Source organism: Myxococcus hansupus (assembly GCF_000280925.3).
GTDB classification, from domain to species: domain Bacteria; phylum Myxococcota; class Myxococcia; order Myxococcales; family Myxococcaceae; genus Myxococcus; species Myxococcus hansupus.
In genome coordinates this window covers 9,096,572-9,119,864 of record NZ_CP012109.1, presented here as the reverse complement: position 1 = coordinate 9,119,864, position 23,293 = coordinate 9,096,572, and the positions used below count along the sequence as shown (strand labels likewise).

Here is a 23,293-nt window from a genome sequence, read left to right as displayed (position 1 = left end):
CCCGTCACACCGGGATGCGGGCTACCAGCACTCACACCACCCGGCGGGATTGCAGCGGCCGTAGCCCTCACCACAGATGAGGTCACAGTCCGGGCAGATGCGCGCGGAGCCTCGCGCCTCGGCCTGGGCCGTCGCGGGAGCGAAGGCCATTCCAAAGCCCGCGGCCAGCCCCACGCCCAACGCCATCAGCATCGCCATTCCATTCAGCGTCTTCTTCATGTCGTGGCTCCTTTGGGGAGCGTCCACCGTATCGCCGGACCCTGACGCCGGACCGGGCACGCCCCGCGTCAAACGGCGACGTCCGGAGTAGGCTCCACGGCGCCGCATGAGCGACCTCCGACGTGCCACCCGTGATGACAACGCCGCGCTGCTCGACCTGTTCGGCGCGGTGCCGATGCAGGGCGACCTGGTCCTCTCCTCCCAGCGCGAGCCCGACTACTTCCACCTCTACGACATGCAGCGCGGCCAGACGGAGGTCTGGGTTCACGGCGCGCCCGGACAGCTCGACGGGATGGGCACCCTCCACGTCCGTGAGGGCTGGTTGGAAGGCCGCCCGTGCCGGGTCGGGTACCTGGGCGACCTGCGCACCCGCTTCTCCGCGCGACGGGCCCGTGGCGTCGCGCGCTTCTACGGGCCCATGCTCGAGGAGAGCGCCCAGCGATTGGGCGTGGACACCTTCCTCACGGCGGTGATGGCCTCCAACGCCACGGCGCTTCAAGCGCTCGTCAGAAAGCGGCCCGGGCGCGTGAGCCAGCCTCATTACGCCCTGCTGCGCCGCTTCTCCGCCGTGTCCATCCAGTTCCTGCTACGCCGCCGTCCCCCGCGCGGCGCCTACACCGTGCGCCGCGCCACGCCCGCGGATGTCCCCGCCATCGCGGCGCGACTGGACGCGGACCACCGCACCCGCCCCTTCGGCTACCGCTTCGACACCGGCGAGCTGGAGCACCGCTTCGCGCACTGGCCCGGGCTGCGCGTCGAGGACACCTACCTCGCCTTCGACGCGGGTGGCGCCCTGGTGGGCTGCACCACCGCCTGGAACCCCGAGGCCGTGAAGCGCTACCGCGTCCACGCCTACCGCGGCGGCATGCGCTGGGTGCGGTGGGGATGGAACACGCTGGCCTCCGTCGCCCGAGCACCGCGTCTGCCCACGCCCGGCAGCGACTTCCGTTACTTCTACCTCTGCAACACCTACGTGCGCGGCGAGGACCCCGCCATCCTCCGCGCGTTGGTGGAGCAGGTGTACGCGGACTTCCACGGCCAGGGCTTCCACTTCTTCACGCTGTATCAAGACGCGGTGGACCCGCTGGCGCCCGCGCTGAAGGGATTTCTGCAGCGCCGGCTCGACTTCCACCTCTACGCCGTGACGCCGGCCTCACGCGCTCGGGAGGTCTTCCCTTCAGGACGCACCGGCTTCGAAATCTGTCTGCCCTGACCGGGCTCACTCAGCCTGAAGCGTGACGCGCCACGGGACCTGCGCCAGCCCCGAGGCCCCCGTGAGCATCATCAAGTGGGGGCCCGTGAAGACGGGAACGAGCACACCCGACACGGGCCTGGACAACCCGCCTCCGGGCGCGACCAGCGTCACGGCCAGCGGACCGGTGTCCAGCCCCAGTCGATACCTGCGCCCCTCCTCCAACCTGACGGAGAACACATCCGTGTCGATGGCTGTCTGCACCACGCCGGAGATATCGACCGGCAACCTCACCTGCTGCGCTTCCGCGCTGTGGTCGGCGTGGTCATCGACGGCCACCTGCTCCAAGTGCAACGAGAAGCCCTCCGCGTCGTTCCGAGGCTGGAACATCATCGTGACGGGCCCGGCTTCCCATCCGCCGAAGAGGTGGCGGCCCTCGCCCAGGGTCAGGCTGCCCGCGACGCCGCGAGGGTTGAAGGACAGGCGTTCGGACGGCGCATAGGTCGCCAGGTAGATGCCTCCGGGCTCCGCGAGGAAGGCGATGGCGTCCGTGTCGGCGGGTGTCTCGAAGCGGCCCGTGACGGTGGTTCCCGGCGTGATGACGGTCGCGGTCTGCGGCGAGTCCCCGTGGTCATCCACCCCGGCATCCACCAGCGTCAGCGAGAAGGTGTGCTCCCAGTCGGGCCCGCCCTGGATGCGAAGGTAATGGGTGCCCGCGGTGCCCACCCGGGCCCGCAGCCGGTCCGTCGTCGACGAGGCCACGTTCGCGCCCGTCCCATCCACCACCTGCGCGGACCACGGCCCGGCGCCGTCCGTCCGCACCGAGTAGACATGACCGGCTTCCCCCGCGAAGGAGAAGACATCCACGTCATCGCGAGACTGGAGGGTGAGGCCCACGGGCACGCCCGCCGTCACGGGGGTGGCGGTCTCCAGCGTGTCTCCGTGTTCATCACGCCCCAGGTCCTCGAAACGGCAGCGAGCCTCCACCGGGAACGGGCCGCTGTCGGCCACGATGCTGACGCGCCAGGTATGGACAGACGTCGCGCCCAGGCTCAGCGCCAGCGGCGCCCCTGTCGCGCCAGAGGCCTGGTCCACGAACGCGAAGTCATCGAACCCCAGCTCCATCCACAGGCCAGGCCCGGGAGGCGCCTCGCAGATGAAGCGATAGCCATGGCCCACCTGCGACCGGAAGACGAACATGTCCTGGTCGAAGATGTGGGAGAGCCGCACGGAGAACGGGCCACGAGAGCCCTCCTCCAGCACCGTGGCCTCCTCGAACGTATCCCCGTGGTCGTCCGTCCCCAGGGACACCAGTTGGTAGTTGTAACGACCCGCGGACGCGCCACCGGAGACCTCGAAGTACCAGGTGCCTTCGGTGAGGGTCGCGAACCACGACTCCCGAGCCCCTTCGCTGGCGGCGAGCACGTGGCGACTCCGCCCCTCCGCATCCAGGAGCCGCACCCGACATTCCGCCAGCGTCAGCCGGGTGCATGAAAAGGCATAGAGGCCGCGCTCGGGCACGGTGACGGCGAACAGGTCGCGGTCCCACATCTCCACGCGCGTGCCCTCACTGATGCGGGCCTCGCGCGGGGACATGGGGAGCGTCAGCACCGTCGCGCTGTCGGGCGAGCCCCCATGGTCATCCGGCTGCCGGAAGGTGGCGACGGAGCACGTCAGCTCCGCGGCCGCCTCCCACGGGCCACAGCGGCACATGGGCTGCCCCGCGTTGGAGAAGCAGGTCCCCGCCGTGCATTGCAGTCCGGCGCAGGCCTCCGCGTCTCCGGGGACCTCCACGGTGTTGCACGACAAGACGACCAGGACCCACAACAGTGTCCCCCGGAGCACCCCGGGGGCACGGACGGAACGCGATGCAGGCGACATGACGTCCCGCCCTCCCCATCAGACGACGCGGTGTTTCCAGGTCCCGCGCCGGAAGAGAATGACCGCCACCACCGCCATCACGGAGAAGGCCACCGAGATGGCGAGGAACGCCCCCGGAGGTCCCATGCCCATGGGCCCGGAGAGGACCCAGGCCAGGGGCAGCTCCAGCGCCCAGAAGCAGCAGATGTTGAGGAGCGTGGGCGTGGCGGTGTCTCCCGCGCCGTTGAACGCCTGCGTCAGCACCATGCCGAAAGCATAGAACAGGAAGCTGGCGCTCAGGATGCGCAACGCCATCACGCCCTCCCGCATCACCGCGGCGTCCTGGGTGAAGATGCCCACCACCGGCTCGGCGGCCAGGAAGAACACCAGCCCCAGCGTCCCCAGGAACACGGCGTTGATGCGGGCCGCCGTCCACACGGCCTCTTCGCCCCGCTCCGGCTTCTTCGCGCCCAGGCTCTGCCCCATCAGGGTGGCCGCCGCGTTGCTCAATCCCCAGGATGGCAGCAGCGCGAACAGCACCACGCGCAGCGCGATGGTGTAGCCCGCCACCGCCGCGCTGCCGAACGTCGCGACGATGCGCGCCAGCACCACCCAGCTCGTGGTGCCCACCAGCGCTTGCACCGTGCCCGCGCCCGACATCCGCAACATCGCCACCATGGTGCCGGGCTCCAGGCGCAGATGCTCGCGGCGCAGCCGGAGCCGCCCAGAGCCCTTCGCCAGCCGGTAGAGCTGGTACACCACGCCGCAGCTCCGCCCGAAGGTGGTGGCCACCGCCGCGCCCATGACGCCCAGCTCCGGGAAGGGCCCCACGCCGAAGATGAGCAGCGGCGCCAGGACGATGTTGATGGCGTTGGCCAGCCACAACACGCGCATGGCGATGGCCGCGTCGCCCGCGCCCCGGAAGATGGCGTTGATGAGGAACAGCAGCAGCACGCTGCCCATGCCGCCCAACATCACCTGCGTGTAGCGGATGCCGTGCTCCAACACCCACGGCGAGCCGCCCATCATCGCCATCAGCGGCCGCGCGAAGTAGACGCCCGCCACCGACACCGGGATGGACAGCACGACGCCCAGCCCCAACGCCTGCACCGCCGTGCGCGCGGCCCGCTCCGAATCCCCTTCACCGATGCGGCGGGACACCAACGCGGTGGCGCCGATGCTCAACCCCGCGGACGCCGCGTAGATGATGGTGAGCAGCGACTCCGTCAGCCCCACTGACGCCACCGCGTCCGCTCCCAGCCGCCCGACGAAGAACACGTCGACGACGGCGAAGACGGACTCCATCATCATCTCCAGCACCATCGGCACGGCGAGCAGGAAGATGGCGTGGCGGACTGGCAGCTTCGTGAGGTCCTTCTGCGTTCCGTGAAGGGCTTCCTTCAACGACGCCCAGCGCCCTGGCGCGCCGCCTTCGGGTGGACCTCCTGCCTCCGCCGGCACGGATTCAACTCCGGCCGAGGACGTGTCAGACATGCCTTCCTCCGTGGGCGCCCTTCTGTCAGCCTGGCGCGAAGAGGTCCAGGGACGATGCGCCCCACCCCTCCTGACCGCGCGGCTCCCACTCCCTCACGCCACGAGCGAGCAGCCTCCGCAGGGCAAGCCTCGGGCGGGCGACCGTCGGACGCTGGACAACCTACCTGCGCCGTCGGGCCGTCGGGATGCAGCGCCCATGGGTGTAGGGTCCGCCGCAATGGTCATCAGCTTGCCGCACGAGAGTGCGCCCGGCGTGCCAGCAGGGGGGGCAGCGCACTTCAGCCTCTCCAGCAGCGCGCGGGTGCTGGGAACTCTCCACCTGGGTCCAGGAGCCATCATCGCGCAAGGCGCGGTGGTGCGCTCCCATGACGGCGCCGTGAAGTTGGGCGCCGGCTCGGCCGTGTTGGAGAACAGTGTCGTTATCGGACTGCCACAGCACCCGGTCTCGGTGGGAGAGCGAACCCTGCTCGACCACCGCAGCCTGGTGCTGGGCGCGGAGGTCGGCGCGCTCTGCGACGTGGGGAGCGGCTCCATCCTCATGCCCGGCGCGCGGCTGGGCGCTCGCTGCCTGCTGAGCGAAGGGACCGTCATTCCCGCGGGCATCGTGGTGCCGGACGACTCCGTCGTCGCGGGACGGCCCGGCCGCATTCTTCGCAGAACCACCGCGGATGACCTGGAACGGCTTCGGAAGCGACGCGGCGGCAGCCTCGACCTTCCTGGCCAACCACTCACCGCTTTCTCCGCGAGAGATCGCGCAGAGGACGCCCCCATGGGACAGCTCTATACGTTTCGCGACAAGCACCCACTGGTGCACCCCACCGCCACCCTCTTCTCCTCGGCCGAGGTGACGGGAGACGTCATCATCGGCCCTGGCTGCATCATCGGGCCCGGGGTCAAAATCCTCGGTGACGCGAGCGGCCCGGTGCGCATCGGCGCGGGTGTTCAGGTGCTGGCCAACACCGTGCTGCACCGGCTGTCGGACCATGCCCTGACGCTGGAGGACGGCGTCATCATTGGCCCGGGCTGCACGGTGCATGGCAGCCACGTGGGCGCGAACACCGTGGTGGAGCCGGGCGCCATCCTCTGCGACGGAACGCGGCTGGGACGCGGCAGCTTCGTGGGCGCGGGCAGCCTGGTGAAGCAGGGCAGCAACTTCGCGGACGGTGCCCACGTGGATGGCTTCCCAGCGGCCCAGACGGGCACGCTGACGTCGCTTCCCCCCGTGCCGCGCTGGGCCCTGCGGCCCGAGGACCTGCCCGGCCTGCGGCGCATTGGTTAGTTAGCGCGCAACTACTCCGACCGGTGCCGCTCGGCCTGCTGAACGGCCGCGCGCACCGTGCCCATGGCATGGAACGCCAGTCCCATGCCCCAACCAATGGCGGGGTACTGCACCCACCAGCTCGGCCCGGAGAACAGGTCGATGAGGGTGAGCCCGCCAATGACGATGGTGTAGCTGGTCGCGTGTGACACAAGGCCGAGATAGGCCGTGCGCAGGCGCCGCTTCGCCTTGTCCCGGCCCGCGCGCGAGGACAGCACGCTCTCCACGGCGGTCTCGCTCACGCCCAGCTCCCGGGCCATCGCCAGCAAGTCCTCCCGCGTGAGCGCGCGGTCCGGGTCCTTGCCGGAGAGGGCCCGCGTCGTGGCCTCTCGGATGATGTCCGCGGCCTCTTCCTGGGAAAAACTGGGAGGTGCGCTGCGCTGCCGGGTGGTCGCCATGAAGCCGGAACGCTAGCGCGGCGGACTGACTGCGTCGACCGGACACAACGCCGCTTCACCCCCGTGGGCGAAGGGTTCGCGCCCCGCCCGTTCTCTTCGCGCCTCACCCATTTTCACAACAGCGAAGGGGACACCCATGCTTCGTGGCATTCGCAGGTCCATGTTCTGTGCACTCGGCTTGATGGCCGCTGCGTGTGGCAACGAAGGCGCCCGCACACAGGAAGAGGCGCCCGTCCAGATCGTCCCGGAAGCCTGGATGGGAGAGACAGTGGGGGCCGAGCTCCCGCGGCTCGAAGCCCTGGGCGACGTCCAACTGCTGACCGACGTGAACGCGGAGGAGCTCTTCCGTGAAGCCGCCGCGCGGTCCCCCGAGCGCGCCGCGAGCGCCAAGACGGCGACGCCGGAGCGGCCCTCGACGGAGCGGAGCTTCATCGGCATCGACCTGAAGAACCAGAAGGCGTACCGCCTGCGCACCGATGAGGCCAACCTGGGCCGCGTGGCGGACGAACTGGCTCGGCGGGGCTTGAATGGCGCGTCCCGAGGCACGCTCGACGATGCCTCCGCGCAGCCCGTGCGTGGCGAGGAGCCCGCGACGTCGGACACCGTCTCCGGGCAGACGTGGAGCAACGGCGTGGACACGCGCATCCGCATGGCCATCTCGGATGGCTACGCCTCGAACTCGTGGCCGTACCGGACCATTGGACATCTGAGCGCTGGGTGCTCGGGCTCGCTCGTGGGACGCCGGGTCGTCGTCACCTCCGCCCACTGTGTCGTCAGCGCGAACAGCGGGTGGCACCCCATCTTCAACACCTTCACGGCGCGGCGGGACGGCGCCTCCGCGACGTGGGGCGTCCAGGACGCCATCTGGTACTGGGTGCCGGAGCAGTACATCAACGGCACCTGCAACAACGCCGGGAACTGCAATCCCCACGACTTCGCCATCATGGTGCTCGCGGACAACTTCCCCAACGGCCACCCGGGCTGGATGGGACACTGGAACGCGTCCACGGACACGCTCAAGCAGTGGAGCATGTACATGCGTGGCTACCCCGGCTGCTCGGGGGCGGCGGCACCCGCGAGCTGCACGTCGCGGACGCTGTATGGCGACGTCAACCTGTGCAGGACGGGCAACGCGTACAGCCCGGACGCGGATGGGTGGCACCGGGAAATCGACATCAGTTGCGATGGCAGCCCGGGCCAGAGTGGCTCGCCCATCTACTCGTATGACGCGCCCGTCTCGGGCCCCGTCGTGGTGGGGCAGTACAACCAGTACTACTGCACGGGGACCGGCTGCGCGGGGAACTCCTTCCCGAACACCATGGGGCACCTGACGCCCTCCTGGAACAGCACCATCAGCTACTTCAAGTCGCTCTATCCGTGAGAGAGGGCCGGGGCGCGCACCACGGCCCGGGTGCGCGCCCGCCTCGTTCATGAATCGAAATACCCGCCGGTGAATGCGCCGCGATGCCCCCCGTCAGAAGGAACACGACGACGAATCCTGGCCACACCGGCCACGAAAGGGAGGCAGCCATGCGTGGGAAGCTGATGCAGGTGCTGGTGGTCATCGCGATGTCCGCGGGAAGCCCTGTCCTTGCGCAGACCGTGCACGGCGCCTCCGAAATCCAGAAGGCAGGCAACACCTCGTCGTGGGCGCAGAACTCCAACAGCCAGGCCGCCAGACAGCGCGCGGAACGTGACCGGATGGAGCGGGAGCGGCAGGCGCGTATCGAGCGCGAGCGACAGGAGAAGGAGCGGCTGGCGCGTATCGAGCGCGAGCGCCGCCAAGAACGTGAGCGTCAGGCCCGTATCGAGCGTGAGCGTCAGGAGCGGGAGCGTCAGGCCCGTATCGAACGTGAGCGTCAGGAGCGGGAGCGTCAGGCCCGTATCGAGCGCGAGCGGCAGGAGCGGGAGCGTCAGGCCCGTATCGAACGTGAGCGGCAGGAGCGTGAGCGTCAGGCCCGTATCGAGCGCGAGCGTCAGGAGCGGGAGCGCCTGGCACGCATCGAGCGTGAGCGGCAGGAGCGTGAGCGACTGGCACGCATCGAGCGTGAGCGGCAGCAGCGGTTGAGCCGCGACTACCCGTCGCGCGGTGGCACCGCCCACGGCCCGCGGCGCGGGTAGACCGACGGCAGCCAGCACATCATCGAGCCACGGCCCCAATCGGGGCCTCAGGGGCGCAGGCCCGGAGACCTCCACTCCGGTGCCCTGCGCCCCAAGCATTTTCGGCGTCTCGAGGACGGCGCTCAGTCCCAACGCGAGTCAAGCGAGCCCGGCGGAGAAGTGATGCCTTCCTGTCGCTCGCCTGCCCTTCGGGGTCGTTCCGCGCCCAAACCACGCGACAGAATAATGAGGCGCCCACGCACCTGGTGAGAACGATGCCTCCATCCGACGCCGCATCTCTTGGGAATCACCACCGGCCGCAAACCAGCGAACCGCTCGTCGGCCCGCCGTCGGAGCATGCCCATACCGTCCAGTTCTACGAGGACGAGGCCTTTGTCATCGACATCATCGAGGCCTACATCACGGGCGGGCTTGCGCGAGGGGACCCGCTCATCATCATCGCGCAGACGTCCCACCGGGAGCAGCTCATCGCCCGGCTCATGACCGCGGGCGTGGACACCGCCGCGGCCGTCGAAACCGGACAACTCACCCTGCTCGATGCCCGTGAAACCCTGGCTCGCTTCATGGTGAACGGTCGCCCGGACTGGGAGCGATTCCGGGAAGTCGTCGGCGCCGTGCTGGAGCGGAGCCTCGAGACGGCGCGGCCCGGCACCAAGGTGCGCGCCTACGGCGAGATGGTGGATGTCCTCTGCCAGGACGGAATGCCGGACGTGGCGGTCGCGCTGGAGTCGATGTGGAACGACCTCGGCGTGATGTATCCACTCTCCCTCTTGTGCACCTATGCCATCGGGCACTTCGGGAACGCGGAGCATTCGCGGCCCTTCCGGGACGTCTGCAAGGCCCACGCGCGTGTCATCCCCACCGAAAGCTACCTGCGGCTCGAAGCACCCGAGGCTCGGATGCTCGAGGTCACCCTCCTCCAGCAGCGCGCCCAGGCCCTGATGGCGGAGGTCGAGCATCGCCGTCAGGCCGAACAGGCCCTGCGCGACGCGCTCCACAGCCGAGATGAATTCCTGGCGCTGGCCAGCCATGAATTGAAGACGCCCCTCACCGCGCTCCAGCTCCAACTGCAGTCCCTGCCCTCCGCGGCGGCGAGGAAGGACGGCGGAGGACGGCTGCTGGAGCGGTTGGACAAGGCCATCCGCCACACGGAGCGGCTCGCCACGCACATCGATGGCCTGCTCGACGTCTCTCGGTTGGGGGACGGGCAAGTGCCATTGATGGTGGAGCAGCTCGACCTGTCACGCCTCGTCCGGGACACGGTTTCCCGCGCCATGACGACGGCGGCCGAGGCCGACTGCAACGTCCACCTGCGAACGGACGCGACGAGCATCCCCGGCGTCTGGGACCCCCTGCGGATTCAACAGGTGGTGGGCAACCTCCTCGTCAACGCCTTCAAGTACGGCCGAGGCAGGCCCGTGGAGGTCCGGGTGGAGGCCGCGCTGGACCACGCCCGGGTCATCGTCAGAGACCACGGGATTGGCATCGCCCCCGAGCATCACGAGCGCATCTTCCAGCGCTTCGAGCGAGCCGTCTCCTCCAGCGCCTTCGGCGGCCTGGGACTGGGCCTCTGGGCCGCGAGACAGGTCGTGTCCGCCCACGGCGGCACGCTGCGCGTGGAGAGCGAACCCGGAAAGGGCGCCACGTTCATCGTCGAGCTGCCCTATCACCCGCTGTAACGACAGCGGCCCCGCCCTCAAATCCAGAAGACCATGTCGCGCTCGGCGGCCTCGGGCCCCGAGCCCTGGCCGCCCTCGCGCAACCACCGGCGATACGCCTCGATGTCCGCGTGGTGCAGATCCGCTTCCGTGCCGGAGTACACGCCGCCGCCGGGCCCATCCAGCAAGGCCTCACGCTGGATGTCCATGATGTCCACGTCCTGCTGAATGACCTGCCGCGTGTACCAGCGCACCAGCGGCTTCAGGGCACGCCCCACGAGTGCCCCCGGCACATCCACGGGCAGCCGGTAGCTGATGGCCGTGTAGACCCAACTGTCCGTGGGCCCTGCCGGTGTGCACTGCGAGTTGATGACGAAGCCATGCTCGCCCCACAGGTAATCCACGCGCGTGACGTTGGGCACGTGAAACATGTCCGTGTGGACCAGCGGCAGACCCCGGGGATTGAACAGGCGGCCCAGCCCCGTGAGGGTGTCTTGCGCCTGTTTGTACGTCACCAGCACGCTGCCCTCCGCGCGCCGCACCGTGGCCGGCACGCGCTTGCGAGCGGGCTTCCGGAACCACCCCGGATGCACGAAGAGCGTGTGCGGCACGTCCATGAAGTTCTCGACGAGGTTCGTCACCCCGTTCGGGAAGCGCGTCACCATGAAGTAGACGGTCCAGCCGTCCTGGCCCCAGTGAGGGACGCGGAAGGGCGCGGCCCGCGCGGGCGCGTCGCCGCCCATGTAGACGAAGACCAGGCCGTCCTGCTCCACGGCGGGAAAGCGAGACACCCGGCCCAGCGCGCAGGGCTCGGGCTTGAGCCCTTCCCGCGCACAGGCCTCCGCGTTGAGCAACTCGCTCCGCTGCGAAGGCCCCAACGAGGGCACTTCCACGACGGCGCCCGACGCGTCGTAGACCCAGCCGTGGTACGGGCAGCCGATGCGGCCGTCGAACACCGCGCCCCGAGACAGCCGCGCATTGCGGTGCAGGCACCGGTCCCTCAGCGCGGTGGGCTGCCCCTGTGCATCGCGGAAGAGGACCAGCCCCGTCCCGAAGAGCGTGCGCGCCAGGGGCTTGCCCGGCCTCAGCTCCGTGGAGAGACACGCGACATACCAATAGTCCTTCAGCGCGCCACAGCGAGCGAGGTCGGCTTCGGCCTCCAGGTCCACGTTCGGCACCGGCGCGACATCACGCGGGAGCAGGTGCAGCGGCTGTCTCATGCGGCGGCTCCAGAAAAGTGGTCGGACCAACCCGGCAGGCGGTGCAGGTCCACTGGCTTGATGTCGCCCGCGCGCTGGCCCAGAGCGACACAGCGGGACTCATAGTGGCGAACCCCCTCCACCACGCGCACCGCTCGCACGGCGCCCAACTGCCCCAGCTCCCGCGCGTAACGGTAGTGATGCCCCTCACAGAAGGCGCGCTCCACGGCCTCGGCGGCGGCGGAGAGCCGTGCGAGGGGCGCCTGGGTCTCCAGGAACAGGACGTACGACGGAGTCGGCGCCCATTCCGGCGCGAGCATGGCGAAGCGGGGCCGCGCGCCACCGAAGTGCTCCGGCAGGATGGCATCCAACACGGCACCCACCCGGGTGGCGGAGAGCTTCTCGCCCACCAGGTCGCAGACGGCGTCCGCCCTGCCCACGAAGCGCAAGCAGGGCGTGGCCTGCCGGAAGCCCTCCACGCGCACCAGGTCTCCCAGCCGGTAACGGAGCAGCCCGCCCGACGTGGTCAGCAGCACCCCGTACGTCCGCCCCTGCTCCAGCTCGTGCGCGAGGCGCGGACGCAAGGTGGGCTGCTCGGGGTCGATGAATTCGTAGAAGTGGCTGCGCACCGCGAGCACGGGTGCGGGCGCATCGAAGAGCGGCACGGTGACGACACCTTCCGTGGCCAACAACCCCTTGCCTTGCACCTCCACGTCAGGGAATCGCTGACATGCGGCGGGCAGCGCGTGAGCGGCCTGCGCATCCGTCCACATGCTGAGCAGCGACAAGCGGGGCCACAGCTCCCGAGCACTCCCTCCGCTTCGCAACAGGTCACGAAGGCGCGAGGCCCGCTCGGGACGCGGCGAGAAGCACATCCGGGACATGACCTGTCGCAGGGCCGCGTCGTCCTGTCCCGCCCCGGAGGTGGGTGGCCGGCAGACGCCTCGACGCAGGTCCTCGGCCAGCCGGTCGCCGTGCCGCTCCAGCGCCGCCATGAGCAACGAGAGGAAGCTGGGGTTCCACACGCTGATGAGCGTCAGGTCCTCGCACGCCACCAGGTGCCAGAGCGTCACGTAGCGACAGGACTCCACGTCTGGCAGCGCCCCCACGTCCCCCGGCACCGCGAAGATGCGCGACAGCAAGGGGCGCAAGGTCCGCGAGAAGTAGGCGCTGTCGTCCGCGCTGCCCACGGGAATGCCCCCCGCCGTTCGCTCCTGCTTCCGCGCCAGCGGCGAGATGGACCAGTAGCTGGGTCCCATCCGCACCGAGGGCCTCCGGTGGAGAATCTCGAAGAGCATGGGAGACAACGCGCGCTGGAACTCGTCCAGGAGGCCCCGCGTCACGGGCACGCGCTTGCTCGCGCCAGAAGAACCCCCGGAGAGTTCGAAGCGCAGCACGGACTCCCGCGTGAGCACGCGGGACGCACCGGCGGCGATTCGCTCCAGGTCCGGCACGAGCGCGTCGGGCGTCACCCACGGCACCGCGTCCTGGAAGTCTCTCGTGCTTCGGAGATGACGGAAGCCCGCGATGCGCTCCGCCTGCTGGCTCCCGCGAACAGAGCGGAGCACCCGTTCCAGACAGACCGCCTGCGCGGCCTCGGGATTTCGCAGGGCCCGGTGGAAGCGCAGCGCGGACGGCGCGAGCACGGCGCGCAGCCCCTCGAGTGGTAGCGCTGACGGAATCACGGCGTTCTCACGTCCCCACGCGCACGCCCGCGTGTCGCAGCCCGCGGCGAGCCCACCCACGGAGCTGCCCGGACACGCTGCGCCCCAAGGCCCGGAAAAGGTCCCACCAGCGGATCTCCACCAGACACACCAGCTCCTCGCCTTCGCCATGGCGAGGGTTGCGCTCGGCGAAGAAGGCGATGTCGGGATGCGAGGCCGCCGCGCGGTCGATGGGGGCCACGCCATCACGCACGCGGTAATGCGCGCCATCGAAGCGGAGCGTGCCCCGGACCGCGTCGTACTGTTCACCGAACCAGCGGGTGGCCAGCGCGTGGAGGAAGTCCGCCCGCCCGACCGGCGGCGCCCAGTCCCGCCGGGGCAGCGTCCGAGGGAAGTAGTTCACCGCGAGCAGGTACGTCTTGAAGCCCGCGCTCAACAGCAGCCAGTGCAGCGGGCGCAGGGGACGGCGGAGCTTGCGCGACAACACGAAGCGCCCGAAGCACACCTGCAACACCTTGTGCCCCCACCAGTCGGGGTGGATGACCGTGTCCCCCGAATACACCACCTCCACCTGTCTGCCTCCGGTGGACTCCTCGGCGACGCGCAGCGTGCTGAAGCCCACCAACTCACCGGTGCGACGCGTGTGGAGGAGGATGACGTACTGCTTGTCCTCCAGGTCCGCCGCGAACCGCTCGGGCGACACGCCCGCGTAGCAGAGCTGCATCAGCGCCAGCATCTGCGCCCGCTGCACCTCCGTGAGCGAGTCCCGCCGCACCGTCGAGCCCTTCAGCGGAGACATCATGGACGCGTGCGTCCCTGGAGCGCATCGGTGACGGGAGGCTGCCGCAGCTCGTGCGTCACGTCCGGAGTCAGCGACACCTCCTGAACGGAGCCGCCGTACCAGTGCACCCGCGCGGTCACCGGCCCCGAGTACCCTCCCAGCCCGAAGTGCAGCCGGGCATCCGCCGACGCGGAGAAGCCGCCCATCAGCCCCACCTCCTGCACCTGCTCCACGCGCTTCCCACCGTCGTCGTAGGAGAGCACCACCCGCGTGCCCACCGCGCTCCGGTGCGTGCGGTCCCCCTGCCCCACCAAGGTGAGGCCCACGAAGTGCGTGTCCGGACCGCCCTCGGCGCGCAGCGTGTTGCGGTACAGCGACACCGGTCCGTGCTGGTTGGTGATGAGCACGTCCAGGTCGCCGTCACCATCCAGGTCCGACAGGAGCACGCCTCGCGAGTTGTCCGGGTCGTCCAGCCCCAGCTCCCTCGCCATGTCCACGAAGTGTCCAGGCTTCGCGTCACCCAGGTTGAGATACGCGCGGCGCGCCTCGTTCGCGTAGATGGTGCGGCCTCGGATGTCGCCCCACTTGTCCGCGTACGTGTGAATCTCCGGACCGGACTGCATCAGCTTGTGATTGACGTACCAGTAGTCCTTCCGCTGTCCGTCGGGAATGCGCCACCGCTCCGCGTCCAACCGGTCGTCCACCATGCCGTTGGCCTGCACCAGGTCGGGCCAGCCATCATTGTCCAGGTCGCCCGCCGCCGCGCCCCAACCGAAGCGCCGCTCGTTGAGCGCGCCACGGAAGGTGGCCTCGTCGCGGAACTCAGGCGTGAAGGCGTCCTTGCCCGGCCCCACCATCCACAACAGGCTGCCCTCCGCCTGGAGCGAGTGGTGGACATTGGAGACATACAGGTCCAACCAGCCGTTGCGATCGAAGTCCGCGACGGAGGCATTCATCCCCTTGTACGTGTCCTTCCCAATCTCCCCGAAGAGCCGGCCCTGCACGCGCCGGAAGTGTTTGCCGCCCTCGTTGAGGTAGATGTCATCCGGCCCGAAGTCGTTGGCCACGTACAGGTCCGTCCAACCGTCGCGGTTGAAGTCCACCGTGCTCACCGCGAGCGACCAGTGCGTCTCCGGCATCCCCATGGCGGCGATGTCCACCTTCTCGAAGGTGCCATCTCCCCGGCCCCGGTAGAGCGCGTTGAGCCCGCCGTTGGTCGCGTTGTGCCAGCCGTCGTGCATGAAGCGGAACATGCGCCGGTCGTCGGGGTGCTCGGGCTGGGGCAAACGGAAGAGGTTGAGCGGCACGGGCGGCGCGTAGTCCGGCAGGTGCGTGGTCATCACGTTGAGGACGAGGAGGTCCAGGTGCCCGTCGCGGTCATAGTCCAGGAAGGTGAGGCCCAGGCTCACCGCGTGGTCGCCGACGCCCGCCGCCTCCGTCACGTCCTCGAAGCCCGGCGTGCCCGTCTCTCGCAGCGTGTTGCGCAGCAGGCGGACAGGCCCGAAGGCCACCGCCACCGCGAGGTCCAGGTCTCCATCTCCGTCCCAATCCACGAAGGTTCCGCCGCCCGGCAGGCCCTCTTCCTTGTAGCGCGTGGCGAAGCGCTCCAACGCGGGCACGGGCACACGCTCGAAGCGAAAGTCCCCCAGGTTGCGGTAGAGCACCGCGTGGTCCTCGGGGCGGCCCAGCGGGTGCGTGATGAACAGGTCGGGCCGTCCGTCACCGTCGTAGTCCCCCACGGCGACGGCATCGCCCACCGCGACCAACCACTTCGCGACGTGCCCGAGCCGAGGGTCCAGCTCCTCCAGCGTGCGACCCATGGTGGAGCCCAGCCCCGCGGCCCGGACATCCACACGCTCCATCCGGAAGGCGAGCGGCGCCGCCCGGACACCCGGCGCGGCGGCCAACGTGTAGCCGCCCAGCATGACGGAGCCCAGCCCACCCACCACGGCCGCGCGCTTCAACCAGCCCGAGGACACCAACGCGCGCAGGGAGTCACGTCCACCCCGCTGCCAGGCCGCGCGCGCATGGACGAAGACGAAGCGCGCGGTGGCGCAGGTGAGCGCCGCGTAGAAGAACGTGTAGACGCTCTCCTTGAAGTGCAGCACCAGGTCCACCAGCGTGATGGCCAGCGCCAGCAGAATCTGCCCACGCCGCGTCCCCGGTGAAGTGGCCGGGTCGGTGAGCATGTAGAAGACGAAGATGAAGAACGACGGCGCGCCCAGCGTGCCGAGGAAGAGGACCTCCGGCGGCAGGTGATGCCGCATCACGTAGGCCCTCAGCGCCGTCTGGAGCGCATAGAAGGTCAGGAAGCTGACCACCAGCCAACCCCGGCCCACGCGGAAGAAGAAGAGCACCAGCGCCGCCATGAGGATGAAGGCGGAGAGGGCCACCTCGCCGTTGGCCCACTGGTACGCGGGCGCGGCGGTGATGAGCTCGCGGGTGAAGAGCAGCGACATCGCCACGCCGAACATCGACGGATTGAAGACGTGGCGTCCCTGGAAGGTGAGCACGTACTTCGACCCGATGGCGATCCACACGGGAAAGAGCAGCAGCCAGCTCGAATGCGAGTAGTTGAGCAGCAGCGCCAGCGAACAGCAGGAGATGTAGGCGCTGAGGGGGACGACCTTCTGCCGCTTCAGCACCCACCCGAGCGCCATGTCCAGCAGGCTGCCCGTCACCACGATGGCGGCCATCTGCCACGGGCTGCGGTTGAAGCCGAAGAAGGTGAAGCCGAGCACACCGTAGAGCGTCAGCAGGAAGGCGAAGGGCAGGCGTGGGTCGTTCCAGCGAGGCCACACCCAGCCCCATCGCTCGGCACGTGGCGCCGTGTGCAATGGGGCGTACACCTGTGCAGCCGGGTTCACCCCGGGTCCAGCGCTCATGGATGCCGGCCTCCCGCCGTAGCGCGTCCGCACGCGCGAGCGGAGCGTGCCTTGCGCCGTGCGCCCTGTCCATTCAGGGCAGGGGCTTGCAACAGCCCCCGCCGCGTGTGTTCACCTGTCGCGGTCGTCATTCGACGCGCACGACGTTGCAAGCCTCGGGCACACGCGCCCACCGCACGAACATCCGGCACCGATGCTCTCTTCGCACACGCTCATCCTGCTCGCCCTGCTGGCGGCCCTCTGCGCCTTGGCCGCGGGCTGGTTCCGTCACACGCAGAACGTGAAGGGCTCACGCGGCGGACGCATCTCCGGGCCCAAGCTGGCGTGGCTCTTCTACGCGGTCTTCCTCTGGTTCCTCGTCTGCCCGCTCGTGGCGCTGGACACCGCGGTGCCAGGCGAGGCCCGCGGCGTGCTGGGGGCCTTCGCCGCGTTCATGTGGCTGCGCGGCATCGCGGAGCTGTACCTGCTCTACGGCGTGAAGCGCTGGCGGCCTCCCTACGGCGTGGCCCATGACGTGGCGTGCATCGCCCTGGTGCTCGGCGGCCTGTTCTGGGGCCGAGCGCGCTGGCTCGGCGTGCTCGCGCCCGGGGACGTGTGGGCCCTGGCCTTCCTGGGCCTCGTCCTCGTGAGCCTGGTCGTCGAGGTCGCCTATGCCGCGCTGTTCTTCCACGCCGTAGAGGGCCGCACCACCGGCGAGGACGGCATCTGGTTCGCGGACGAGGAGCAGGCCCGGTTCCGCCGCATCAACCGGCTGACGCTGGCGCTCAACGTGCCACTGTATGCGGGACTGGTGGGGCTGCTGGCGGCCAGTGCCTGAGCGCCATCTCGGGGGGCGCGCGTCAGTCAAAGACTGATACACTCGGCGTCCTAGTGACGGAGGCCTCCGCCTCCGGGGGACCTGAGCTCACATGGGACATCCGACCCTCGAGAACGAGACGCCCTTCGCCTTCGACATGATGGGCCTCTGCGACGAGGACGGCCGGCCGTTGTGCCTCTTCGTCGTGAAGGCCACCTACGCCATGGGCGACGACGGACTGAAGCTCGCGGAGGAGCAGGTGCCCGTGAGCTGGGGCGGCGAAGCCTGGGGTGAGCCCGGGGCGTCCAGCGACAAGTACGAACCCGAGTGCGCCTTCATCAAACCTGCCACGGATGTGGCCCTCATTGGCCATGCCCACGCGCCTCAAAAGGGCGCCACGGAGGTGCTGGTGGCCCTTCAAGTGGGGCCGCTGAAGAAGGCCGTGCGCGTGGTGGGGGAACGGACCTGGTTCAAGAGCATGGGCCGGGTGGCCGCCACGAAGCCGCTGCCCTTCGACAAGCTTCCGCTGACCTGGGAGCGAGCCTTTGGCGGATGGGACAAGACGGACGCGGCGAAGCCCTCGTTCGAGCCACGCAACCCCGTGGGGGTGGGGTTTCGCGCGAGCCCGCGTCACTTCGAGGAAGGGCTGAAGCTCCCCAACCTGGAGGACCCCGCGACGGAGTCGCTGCGCGAGTTCGGCCAGCGGGTGCTCCCCACCTGCTTCGGCTTCACGTCGCCCCACTGGCAGCCCCGCTCGAAGCTGGGCGGCACGTACGACGAGACGTGGAACAAGACGCGCAAGCCCCTGCTCCCCAAGGACTTCGATCGGCGCTTCTTCAACGCCGCCGCGCCAGGGCTGGTGGCGCCGGGCTACCTGAAGGGGGACGAGCCCGTCATCATCGCCGGCGCATCGCCCAAGGGCCGCCGCGCCTTCGCGCTCCCGGGACAGGCAGCGCCCGTCGTCATGCTGTCGCTCGTGGGACGCGAGGATGCGAAGCCGGAGATGCGCCTGGACACAGTCATCCTCGATACCGACACGGAGCAGGTGCAGTTGATGTGGCGCGGACACGTGGTGCTCGACGAGGGACTGCACGACCTGAGCCGCGTGCGAATCACCGCCGAGGGCGTGTCCACGAAGGCGTGAACGCCTTTCTCCTGGACCCCGCGGACACTGGAGTCACATGTACCCGGACATCGTTCACGGCTGGGCCATTTCCGAGCGCCACCTCTCCGAGGGCGCGTTCCTGTGGGCGCGGCTGGAGAACATCTATCGCTCCTCTCGCCATACCCTCGAAGACGCCGCGGAGCAGGAGCAGCGGCTGCGCGCGCACGTCGACGGGCTCCTCATCGGCGGTCACGCCGTCGCCGCGCGTCTGCTGAAGCCCGCGCTGGAGGAAGAAGACGCGGCGCTCGTCGCCACCGCGGCCACGGCCCTGCTGCTCCAGGAGGCGCAGGTGGCGGGCGTGCTCGGACTGCTCAAGGAAGGGACGGAGTTCCAGCACCAGGCGCTGCGCAGGGCGCTGGAGCGCTGTGAGCGCGAGGACCTCGAAGCCCGACTGGCGGCCCTGCCTTCATCCCTTCCCGACAGCGCACGGGTCGCGGTGCTCGAAGTGCAGGCACTGCGAGGATGGGATGCTGGCGCCGCGCTGCTCCCGGCGTTGAAGAGCGAGTCCCCCGAGGTGACGGCCGCCGCGCTCCGGGCCGCGCGCGCCACACCGGCCCGCGTGGAGCCGCGCATGCTTCACCCGCTGCTGGACTCGCCCTCGCTGGAGGTCCGCGACGCCGCCTTGGCCCTGGGCGTGGCATTGGGCTCGCGCTCCGCCTTGCGGCGCTGTCAGCAACTCGTCGCGCAGCAGGCGCGCGGCAGCCGCCGGGCGATGGAGTGGCTCGCACTGGGTGGAGAGCCGTCGGACCTGGAGGCGCTTCTCGCGCTGACCCGCGTCACCGCGCTGCGCTGTGATGCCGTCTGGGCCCTGGGCTTCAGTGGCCGCGTCTCCGTGGCCGAGGCCGCGCTCGCCTGGATGCGGGATGAGGACCTCCGCTTCGCGAAGCTCGCCTCGGAGGCATTCTCCGCCATCACCGGGTTGGAGCTGGAGGGTGTCTATCGGCGTGAGCTGGACGAGGAGGAGGCCGACATCCCACTCGAAGAAGAGGACCTCGACGCCGACCTCACGCCTTCGCCCGAGGAGGACTTGCCGGCCGCCGCCGCGGACCGGGTGACCGCGTGGTGGGCCGAGGCTCGCAAGCGCTTCGACACGCAAGGACGCTACCTCCGGGGCAAGCCTTTCAGCGCGCCCGTGCTGCAGGAAGCCCTGCGTCAGGAGCCCATGCGGCGCAGGCACGTGCTGGCACAAGAGGCCACGCTGCGGAGCCGGGGGACGCAGCGACTGGAGACGCGTACGCCCGCGCTCCAGCAACGGTTTGCGTTGGTGCGGCCCTGGACCTTTCGGGAAGCGGATGTCCGCGCGCCCCTGAAGCACTTCCTGGGTCAGGAGTAACGGAATAGAGGGGGATTGCCGTGCTAGAGAAGAAGGCCATGTCGACCGCGAGAGGCACACTCGCCATCACGGGCGCCGGTCTGGTTTCCAGCCTGGGCGCCGACGTGGAACTGGTGTGTGCGGCCGCTCGGGCGGGCATCACCCAGACCACGGACGGTGAGTTCGCGGCCCGGGACGTCCAGGCCGAGGCGATGGTTCCCGTGACGGTCCACACGGTGGGCGCGCTCACGCAGGGGTTCGCGGAGCTGGGCCGCTGGGTCCGGCTGGGCTCGCTGGCGTTGAGGGACCTGCTGCGCCGGGTTCCCGCCGGAGGGATGGAACGGACCGCGGTGCTCATCAACCTCCCGAGCGACTACCTGCTGCGTGCCGCGCACCAGCGCCAGGGACACCCCGTCAGCGGTCAGCCCGTGTCCTACGAGGCGCTCCAACCGTGGTACCGCGCGGAGTACGTGCGCCGGTTGCTGCGCGCGGCGGGTGTGTCCACGAGCCCCGCCGTGCAGGAGGTCTTCTTCGAGGACCAGGCGGGCATCGTCACGTTGCTGCGCACGGCGGCGGAGCTGCTGCGCACCGGGCGGGTGACACGGTGCCTCGTGGGGGGCGTGGATTCGCTGCTGGAGCCCCGGTGGCTGGAGGCATGCAACACGTTGCGCATCCTCAAGACGGCCACGCACCCTGTCGGTCTGATGCCCGGCGAGGGCGCGGCGTTCCTGATGCTGGAGGAGACGGAGCGGGCCCGGCGAGAGGAGCACCGCATCCTGGCCACGGTGGAGGGATTGAACCTACAGCAGGATGGCGCACATCGCTTCGCGTCCCCGCCGCCGGACGGGCGCGTCCTGAGCGAGGTCATCCGCGCCACGCTGCGCCAGGCGCCTGAGCCCTGCCTGGGCCTCTACGGCGACCTGAATGGAGATGTGGTCCGGAGTCAGGACTGGGGCATGGCGCTGGTGAAGCTGCGGCAGGAATACACGCCCGCGTCGCTGACGCTCCCCGCACTGTCCTTCGGAGAGACGCGCGCGGCCCATGGATTCATCGCCGCGAGCATGGCGACACAGGCCTTCGCGCGCGGGTACCATGCCTCGGAGTCGCTCCTCGTCTGGGCCGCTTCCGACAACGGAGCCAAGGGAAGTTTCACGCTGACGCGCCATACAGCCAGGGGGATGACGTGAGCGACGACTGCCTCAAACCGCAAACGGACTGGAAGGGTGTCTTCCAGAAGTACGAGTCCAAGGACTACCGGAAGGAGTGCGAAGGCTGCGGCCGCGGCTACCACGGCAACCGCTGGGACGCGCACCATATCCTCCCCGGCGTCGTGTTCGGGCAGATTACGGACCCGTTCATCCATGAGTGCCTGCGGACCACGGACTTCGACATCAACAAGCCCTATGCGATGGGCGGATTGCCGAAGCTGACGGCGTTCATCCTGTACTTCCAGAAGGACAAGACGGTCCCCTTCATCTTCGCGCGGGAACAGACCGTCACCATGCAACGGTGGGGCGCGGTTACCCAGTACGCCAACCAGGCCCACATGGCGGTCACGTTCCCGGGCGACCTGCCAGTGCACAACCCGTGCAACTGGGGGCATACCCTCTATAACGACGAGGTGGCCAAACGCCTCAAACGAAATGTCTGGCTTGAGCTAGAGAGCTTGAGGAAAAAGAATAAACACCCCAAGCCCGAGGACATTCGGGCAATGCTCGAGGACGAAGTCACCTACTTTTGGAATCAGTTGACTAGCATCGGGAAGGGGCCTGGGGGTGGAGGCCTCTCGGGCGCCGAAGCCAACCTCAGAAATCGCTATGACAAATCCAAAGATGGCTGGTGGAAACCTTTATGCATGTCGAAAGGCGTAACATCCCCACCCGTCTCTCCGAGCCTCCTCTAACCTTCCGCTAAAATCACCACGGTTCATTTCAATGAAAACCTACCTCCTTCTTGAACCAACGACCGATGAAACCGCAGCTCATTTTTGGCATATGCGGAACTACGATGACCAATTCGAACTCTCTGAAGGAATCCCCCTTTCAGGAACATTCCCTTCGGACGCAGCTTATCGAATGAGCGATGAGGCTCCGGACAAGACAGCCCTGTATGAGGTACTCTACAACCTTGACGGTCAGTTCGTCGTCCACGAAAAAGTGCGAACATTCCTCGAAAAGGAAAATGTTCAACACGTCGAATATCTCCCGGTAAAAGTACTCAATCACAAAGACCGAGAGGTCAAAGAGCGCTATTTCGTCGTCAACATGCTCCCGCTCGTTGACTGCGTTGACCTGGACCAGACGAAATTCAAGCGGAACCGGCTCAATCCAGACCAATTGATGGACATCTCCAACCTTTCGGTACACGAAGAGAAGATTCCCCCCGACTTTCAACTCTTGCGTCTCAAGGCCGTATCGGGGGCGATGCTGATTCACCGAGACCTTGCAGCGAAGTTGAAGGCCGCAGGCTTCCGTGGGTTCGCCACTCCTGAAGTTTCCGAATACAGCGGGAACTGACTCAGTCACGCATTGGCTGGCAGTCCCCCTGTCAGCCTACGCACCCACTCCCATCCTCAATTTCGGAAACCCTGACTGCCCTGCGGGCACACCACGCCAACGATGAACTACGTCCTCATCGAATCCACGTATGAAGGCGACGCAGCCCAGTTCGGCAATCTGCAGAATTACGACAGTCGATTCGAACTGCGTAAAGGCATCCCGCTGACAGGGAAAATCCCGCACGACGCCGCATACCGCATGCGCGATGACTTCCCGAACCATGTTGCCCTGCACGATTCGCTCTACAATCTGGATCGGCAACTCGTCGTCAACGAGAAGGTGAAGGCGTTCCTGGAAGTCGAAAGCGTCCAGCACGTCGAATACCTTCCGGTCAACGTCCTCAATCACAAGGACCGGAAGGTCAACGAGCGCTACTTCATCATCAACTTGCTTCCGCTTGTCGACTGTATCGACCTGGAAAAGACTCAGGCGAAGCGCAATCGGCTTGATCCCAAGAAGCTCATGCACGTCTCCAACCTGACCGTGCACGAGGACAAAATTCCGGCGACCGCGAAACTCGTGCGCATGGATCTGCTCACCGCAGCCATTCTTATTCGCCGAGATCTCGCAGATAAGATGAACGCGGCAAATTTTCGCGGATTCAAGATATCGGAAATATCCGATTTTCGGGCCTCATAGGCCGCATTGCAGCCCATCCCTCTAGGGCACGCCC

At 68.4% G+C, this 23,293-nt stretch carries 20 protein-coding genes; 12 read left to right on the top strand and 8 right to left on the bottom strand.

The window, feature by feature from the left end:
• Positions 1 to 21: 21 nt before the first annotated feature.
• Positions 22 to 219 carry a hypothetical protein gene (locus A176_RS35990; RefSeq protein WP_002633883.1) on the bottom strand — a complete coding sequence of 66 codons (198 nt, stop codon included), beginning with the start codon at positions 217 to 219 and terminating at the stop codon, positions 22 to 24.
• Positions 220 to 325: 106 nt separating this feature from the next.
• On the opposite strand from A176_RS35990, the gene A176_RS35985 reads away from it, so the two are divergent.
• Entirely contained in the window at positions 326 to 1,432 is a 1,107-nt protein-coding gene (locus A176_RS35985) for a hypothetical protein (protein ID WP_002633884.1), read from the top strand.
• A gap of 6 nt (positions 1,433 to 1,438) precedes the next feature.
• Here A176_RS35985 and A176_RS35980 read toward each other — a convergent pair whose 3' ends face one another.
• Together A176_RS35980 and A176_RS35975 are read right to left on the bottom strand one after the other, a co-directional pair.
• Positions 1,439 to 3,292 carry a PPC domain-containing protein gene (locus A176_RS35980; protein ID WP_021781208.1) on the bottom strand — a complete coding sequence of 618 codons (1,854 nt, stop codon included), beginning with the start codon at positions 3,290 to 3,292 and terminating at the stop codon, positions 1,439 to 1,441.
• An 18-nt stretch (positions 3,293 to 3,310) separates the two neighbouring features.
• Positions 3,311 to 4,765, bottom strand: coding sequence for an MATE family efflux transporter (locus A176_RS35975; RefSeq protein ID WP_044889943.1), 1,455 nt, complete (start codon positions 4,763 to 4,765; stop codon positions 3,311 to 3,313).
• A 301-nt stretch (positions 4,766 to 5,066) separates the two neighbouring features.
• Between A176_RS35975 and A176_RS35970 the strand changes: the two genes are divergently transcribed.
• Positions 5,067 to 6,044: a gamma carbonic anhydrase family protein gene (locus A176_RS35970; RefSeq protein WP_226994092.1), complete on the top strand. Its 978-nt coding sequence runs from the start codon at positions 5,067 to 5,069 to the stop codon at positions 6,042 to 6,044.
• An 11-nt stretch (positions 6,045 to 6,055) separates the two neighbouring features.
• Here A176_RS35970 and A176_RS35965 read toward each other — a convergent pair whose 3' ends face one another.
• On the bottom strand, positions 6,056 to 6,481 hold the full coding sequence (locus A176_RS35965) for a 2TM domain-containing protein (protein ID WP_002633888.1): 426 nt from the start codon (positions 6,479 to 6,481) through the stop codon (positions 6,056 to 6,058).
• Positions 6,482 to 6,617: 136 nt separating this feature from the next.
• Here A176_RS35965 and A176_RS35960 point away from each other — a divergent pair, with 136 nt between their 5' ends.
• The 3 genes from A176_RS35960 to A176_RS35950 all read left to right on the top strand — a co-directional run bounded on the left by A176_RS35960 (position 6,618) and on the right by A176_RS35950 (position 10,281).
• A complete protein-coding gene (locus A176_RS35960; protein ID WP_002633889.1) occupies positions 6,618 to 7,862 on the top strand; it encodes a trypsin-like serine peptidase in 1,245 nt (414 codons plus the stop codon).
• A 149-nt stretch (positions 7,863 to 8,011) separates the two neighbouring features.
• Positions 8,012 to 8,602 (top strand): hypothetical protein, encoded by a 591-nt coding sequence (locus tag A176_RS38485; protein WP_002633890.1) that lies wholly within the window; start codon positions 8,012 to 8,014, stop codon positions 8,600 to 8,602.
• Positions 8,603 to 8,856: 254 nt separating this feature from the next.
• Positions 8,857 to 10,281, top strand: a complete 1,425-nt coding sequence (locus A176_RS35950; RefSeq protein WP_002633891.1) for an ATP-binding protein — start codon at positions 8,857 to 8,859, stop codon at positions 10,279 to 10,281.
• A gap of 17 nt (positions 10,282 to 10,298) precedes the next feature.
• Here the strand turns inward: A176_RS35950 and A176_RS35945 are convergent, their stop codons facing one another.
• Genes A176_RS35945 through A176_RS35930 form a run of 4 tightly spaced genes read right to left on the bottom strand, consistent with a single transcriptional unit; the run spans position 10,299 to position 16,789 of the window.
• The gene (locus A176_RS35945) at positions 10,299 to 11,480 is read right to left on the bottom strand and encodes an aromatic ring-hydroxylating oxygenase subunit alpha (RefSeq protein WP_002633892.1); all 1,182 of its coding nucleotides are present in this window, start codon (positions 11,478 to 11,480) and stop codon (positions 10,299 to 10,301) included.
• The gene (locus A176_RS35940; RefSeq protein WP_002633893.1) at positions 11,477 to 13,144 is read right to left on the bottom strand and encodes a GH3 family acyl-acid amido synthetase; all 1,668 of its coding nucleotides are present in this window, start codon (positions 13,142 to 13,144) and stop codon (positions 11,477 to 11,479) included. Before A176_RS35940 ends, A176_RS35945 begins: the two co-directional genes overlap by 4 nt.
• Positions 13,145 to 13,151: 7 nt before the next feature.
• Positions 13,152 to 13,925: a hypothetical protein gene (locus A176_RS35935; RefSeq protein WP_002633894.1), complete on the bottom strand. Its 774-nt coding sequence runs from the start codon at positions 13,923 to 13,925 to the stop codon at positions 13,152 to 13,154.
• The gene (locus A176_RS35930; protein WP_044889944.1) at positions 13,922 to 16,789 is read right to left on the bottom strand and encodes an FG-GAP-like repeat-containing protein; all 2,868 of its coding nucleotides are present in this window, start codon (positions 16,787 to 16,789) and stop codon (positions 13,922 to 13,924) included. The genes A176_RS35935 and A176_RS35930 overlap by 4 nt, the downstream gene beginning before the upstream one ends.
• A 193-nt stretch (positions 16,790 to 16,982) precedes the next feature.
• Here A176_RS35930 and A176_RS35925 point away from each other — a divergent pair, with 193 nt between their 5' ends.
• From A176_RS35925 to A176_RS35890, 7 genes are all read left to right on the top strand, one after another.
• On the top strand, positions 16,983 to 17,606 hold the full coding sequence (locus A176_RS35925; RefSeq protein ID WP_002633896.1) for a hypothetical protein: 624 nt from the start codon (positions 16,983 to 16,985) through the stop codon (positions 17,604 to 17,606).
• A gap of 91 nt (positions 17,607 to 17,697) precedes the next feature.
• On the top strand, positions 17,698 to 18,729 hold the full coding sequence (locus A176_RS35920; protein WP_002633897.1) for a DUF2169 family type VI secretion system accessory protein: 1,032 nt from the start codon (positions 17,698 to 17,700) through the stop codon (positions 18,727 to 18,729).
• Between the two features lie 37 nt (positions 18,730 to 18,766).
• Positions 18,767 to 20,083, top strand: coding sequence for a TIGR02270 family protein (locus A176_RS35915; protein ID WP_002633898.1), 1,317 nt, complete (start codon positions 18,767 to 18,769; stop codon positions 20,081 to 20,083).
• A 38-nt stretch (positions 20,084 to 20,121) separates the two neighbouring features.
• On the top strand, positions 20,122 to 21,249 hold the full coding sequence (locus tag A176_RS35910; RefSeq protein WP_044889945.1) for a beta-ketoacyl synthase N-terminal-like domain-containing protein: 1,128 nt from the start codon (positions 20,122 to 20,124) through the stop codon (positions 21,247 to 21,249).
• Positions 21,246 to 21,965, top strand: coding sequence for a hypothetical protein (locus A176_RS35905; RefSeq protein WP_002633900.1), 720 nt, complete (start codon positions 21,246 to 21,248; stop codon positions 21,963 to 21,965). Before A176_RS35910 ends, A176_RS35905 begins: the two co-directional genes overlap by 4 nt.
• 31 nt (positions 21,966 to 21,996) lie before the next feature.
• The gene (locus tag A176_RS38480) at positions 21,997 to 22,578 is read left to right on the top strand and encodes an imm11 family protein (protein WP_226994091.1); all 582 of its coding nucleotides are present in this window, start codon (positions 21,997 to 21,999) and stop codon (positions 22,576 to 22,578) included.
• A gap of 102 nt (positions 22,579 to 22,680) precedes the next feature.
• A complete protein-coding gene (locus tag A176_RS35890; protein ID WP_002633901.1) occupies positions 22,681 to 23,259 on the top strand; it encodes an imm11 family protein in 579 nt (192 codons plus the stop codon).
• Positions 23,260 to 23,293 lie beyond the last annotated feature (34 nt).

What these genes read in the sequence shown, in the direction of transcription:
- A176_RS35990 (WP_002633883.1), bottom strand. Translation starts at nt 219, where the DNA reads ATGAAGAAGACGCTGAATGGAATGGCGATGCTGATGGCGTTGGGCGTG.
- A176_RS35985 (WP_002633884.1), top strand. Translation starts at nt 326, where the DNA reads ATGAGCGACCTCCGACGTGCCACCCGTGATGACAACGCCGCGCTGCTC.
- A176_RS35980 (WP_021781208.1), bottom strand. Translation starts at nt 3,292, where the DNA reads ATGTCGCCTGCATCGCGTTCCGTCCGTGCCCCCGGGGTGCTCCGGGGG.
- A176_RS35975 (WP_044889943.1), bottom strand. Translation starts at nt 4,765, where the DNA reads ATGTCTGACACGTCCTCGGCCGGAGTTGAATCCGTGCCGGCGGAGGCA.
- A176_RS35965 (WP_002633888.1), bottom strand. Translation starts at nt 6,481, where the DNA reads ATGGCGACCACCCGGCAGCGCAGCGCACCTCCCAGTTTTTCCCAGGAA.
- A176_RS35960 (WP_002633889.1), top strand. Translation starts at nt 6,618, where the DNA reads ATGCTTCGTGGCATTCGCAGGTCCATGTTCTGTGCACTCGGCTTGATG.
- A176_RS38485 (WP_002633890.1), top strand. Translation starts at nt 8,012, where the DNA reads ATGCGTGGGAAGCTGATGCAGGTGCTGGTGGTCATCGCGATGTCCGCG.
- A176_RS35950 (WP_002633891.1), top strand. Translation starts at nt 8,857, where the DNA reads ATGCCTCCATCCGACGCCGCATCTCTTGGGAATCACCACCGGCCGCAA.
- A176_RS35945 (WP_002633892.1), bottom strand. Translation starts at nt 11,480, where the DNA reads ATGAGACAGCCGCTGCACCTGCTCCCGCGTGATGTCGCGCCGGTGCCG.
- A176_RS35935 (WP_002633894.1), bottom strand. Translation starts at nt 13,925, where the DNA reads ATGATGTCTCCGCTGAAGGGCTCGACGGTGCGGCGGGACTCGCTCACG.
- A176_RS35930 (WP_044889944.1), bottom strand. Translation starts at nt 16,789, where the DNA reads ATGAGCGCTGGACCCGGGGTGAACCCGGCTGCACAGGTGTACGCCCCA.
- A176_RS35925 (WP_002633896.1), top strand. Translation starts at nt 16,983, where the DNA reads ATGCTCTCTTCGCACACGCTCATCCTGCTCGCCCTGCTGGCGGCCCTC.
- A176_RS35920 (WP_002633897.1), top strand. Translation starts at nt 17,698, where the DNA reads ATGGGACATCCGACCCTCGAGAACGAGACGCCCTTCGCCTTCGACATG.
- A176_RS35915 (WP_002633898.1), top strand. Translation starts at nt 18,767, where the DNA reads ATGTACCCGGACATCGTTCACGGCTGGGCCATTTCCGAGCGCCACCTC.
- A176_RS35910 (WP_044889945.1), top strand. Translation starts at nt 20,122, where the DNA reads ATGTCGACCGCGAGAGGCACACTCGCCATCACGGGCGCCGGTCTGGTT.
- A176_RS38480 (WP_226994091.1), top strand. Translation starts at nt 21,997, where the DNA reads ATGAAAACCTACCTCCTTCTTGAACCAACGACCGATGAAACCGCAGCT.
- A176_RS35890 (WP_002633901.1), top strand. Translation starts at nt 22,681, where the DNA reads ATGAACTACGTCCTCATCGAATCCACGTATGAAGGCGACGCAGCCCAG.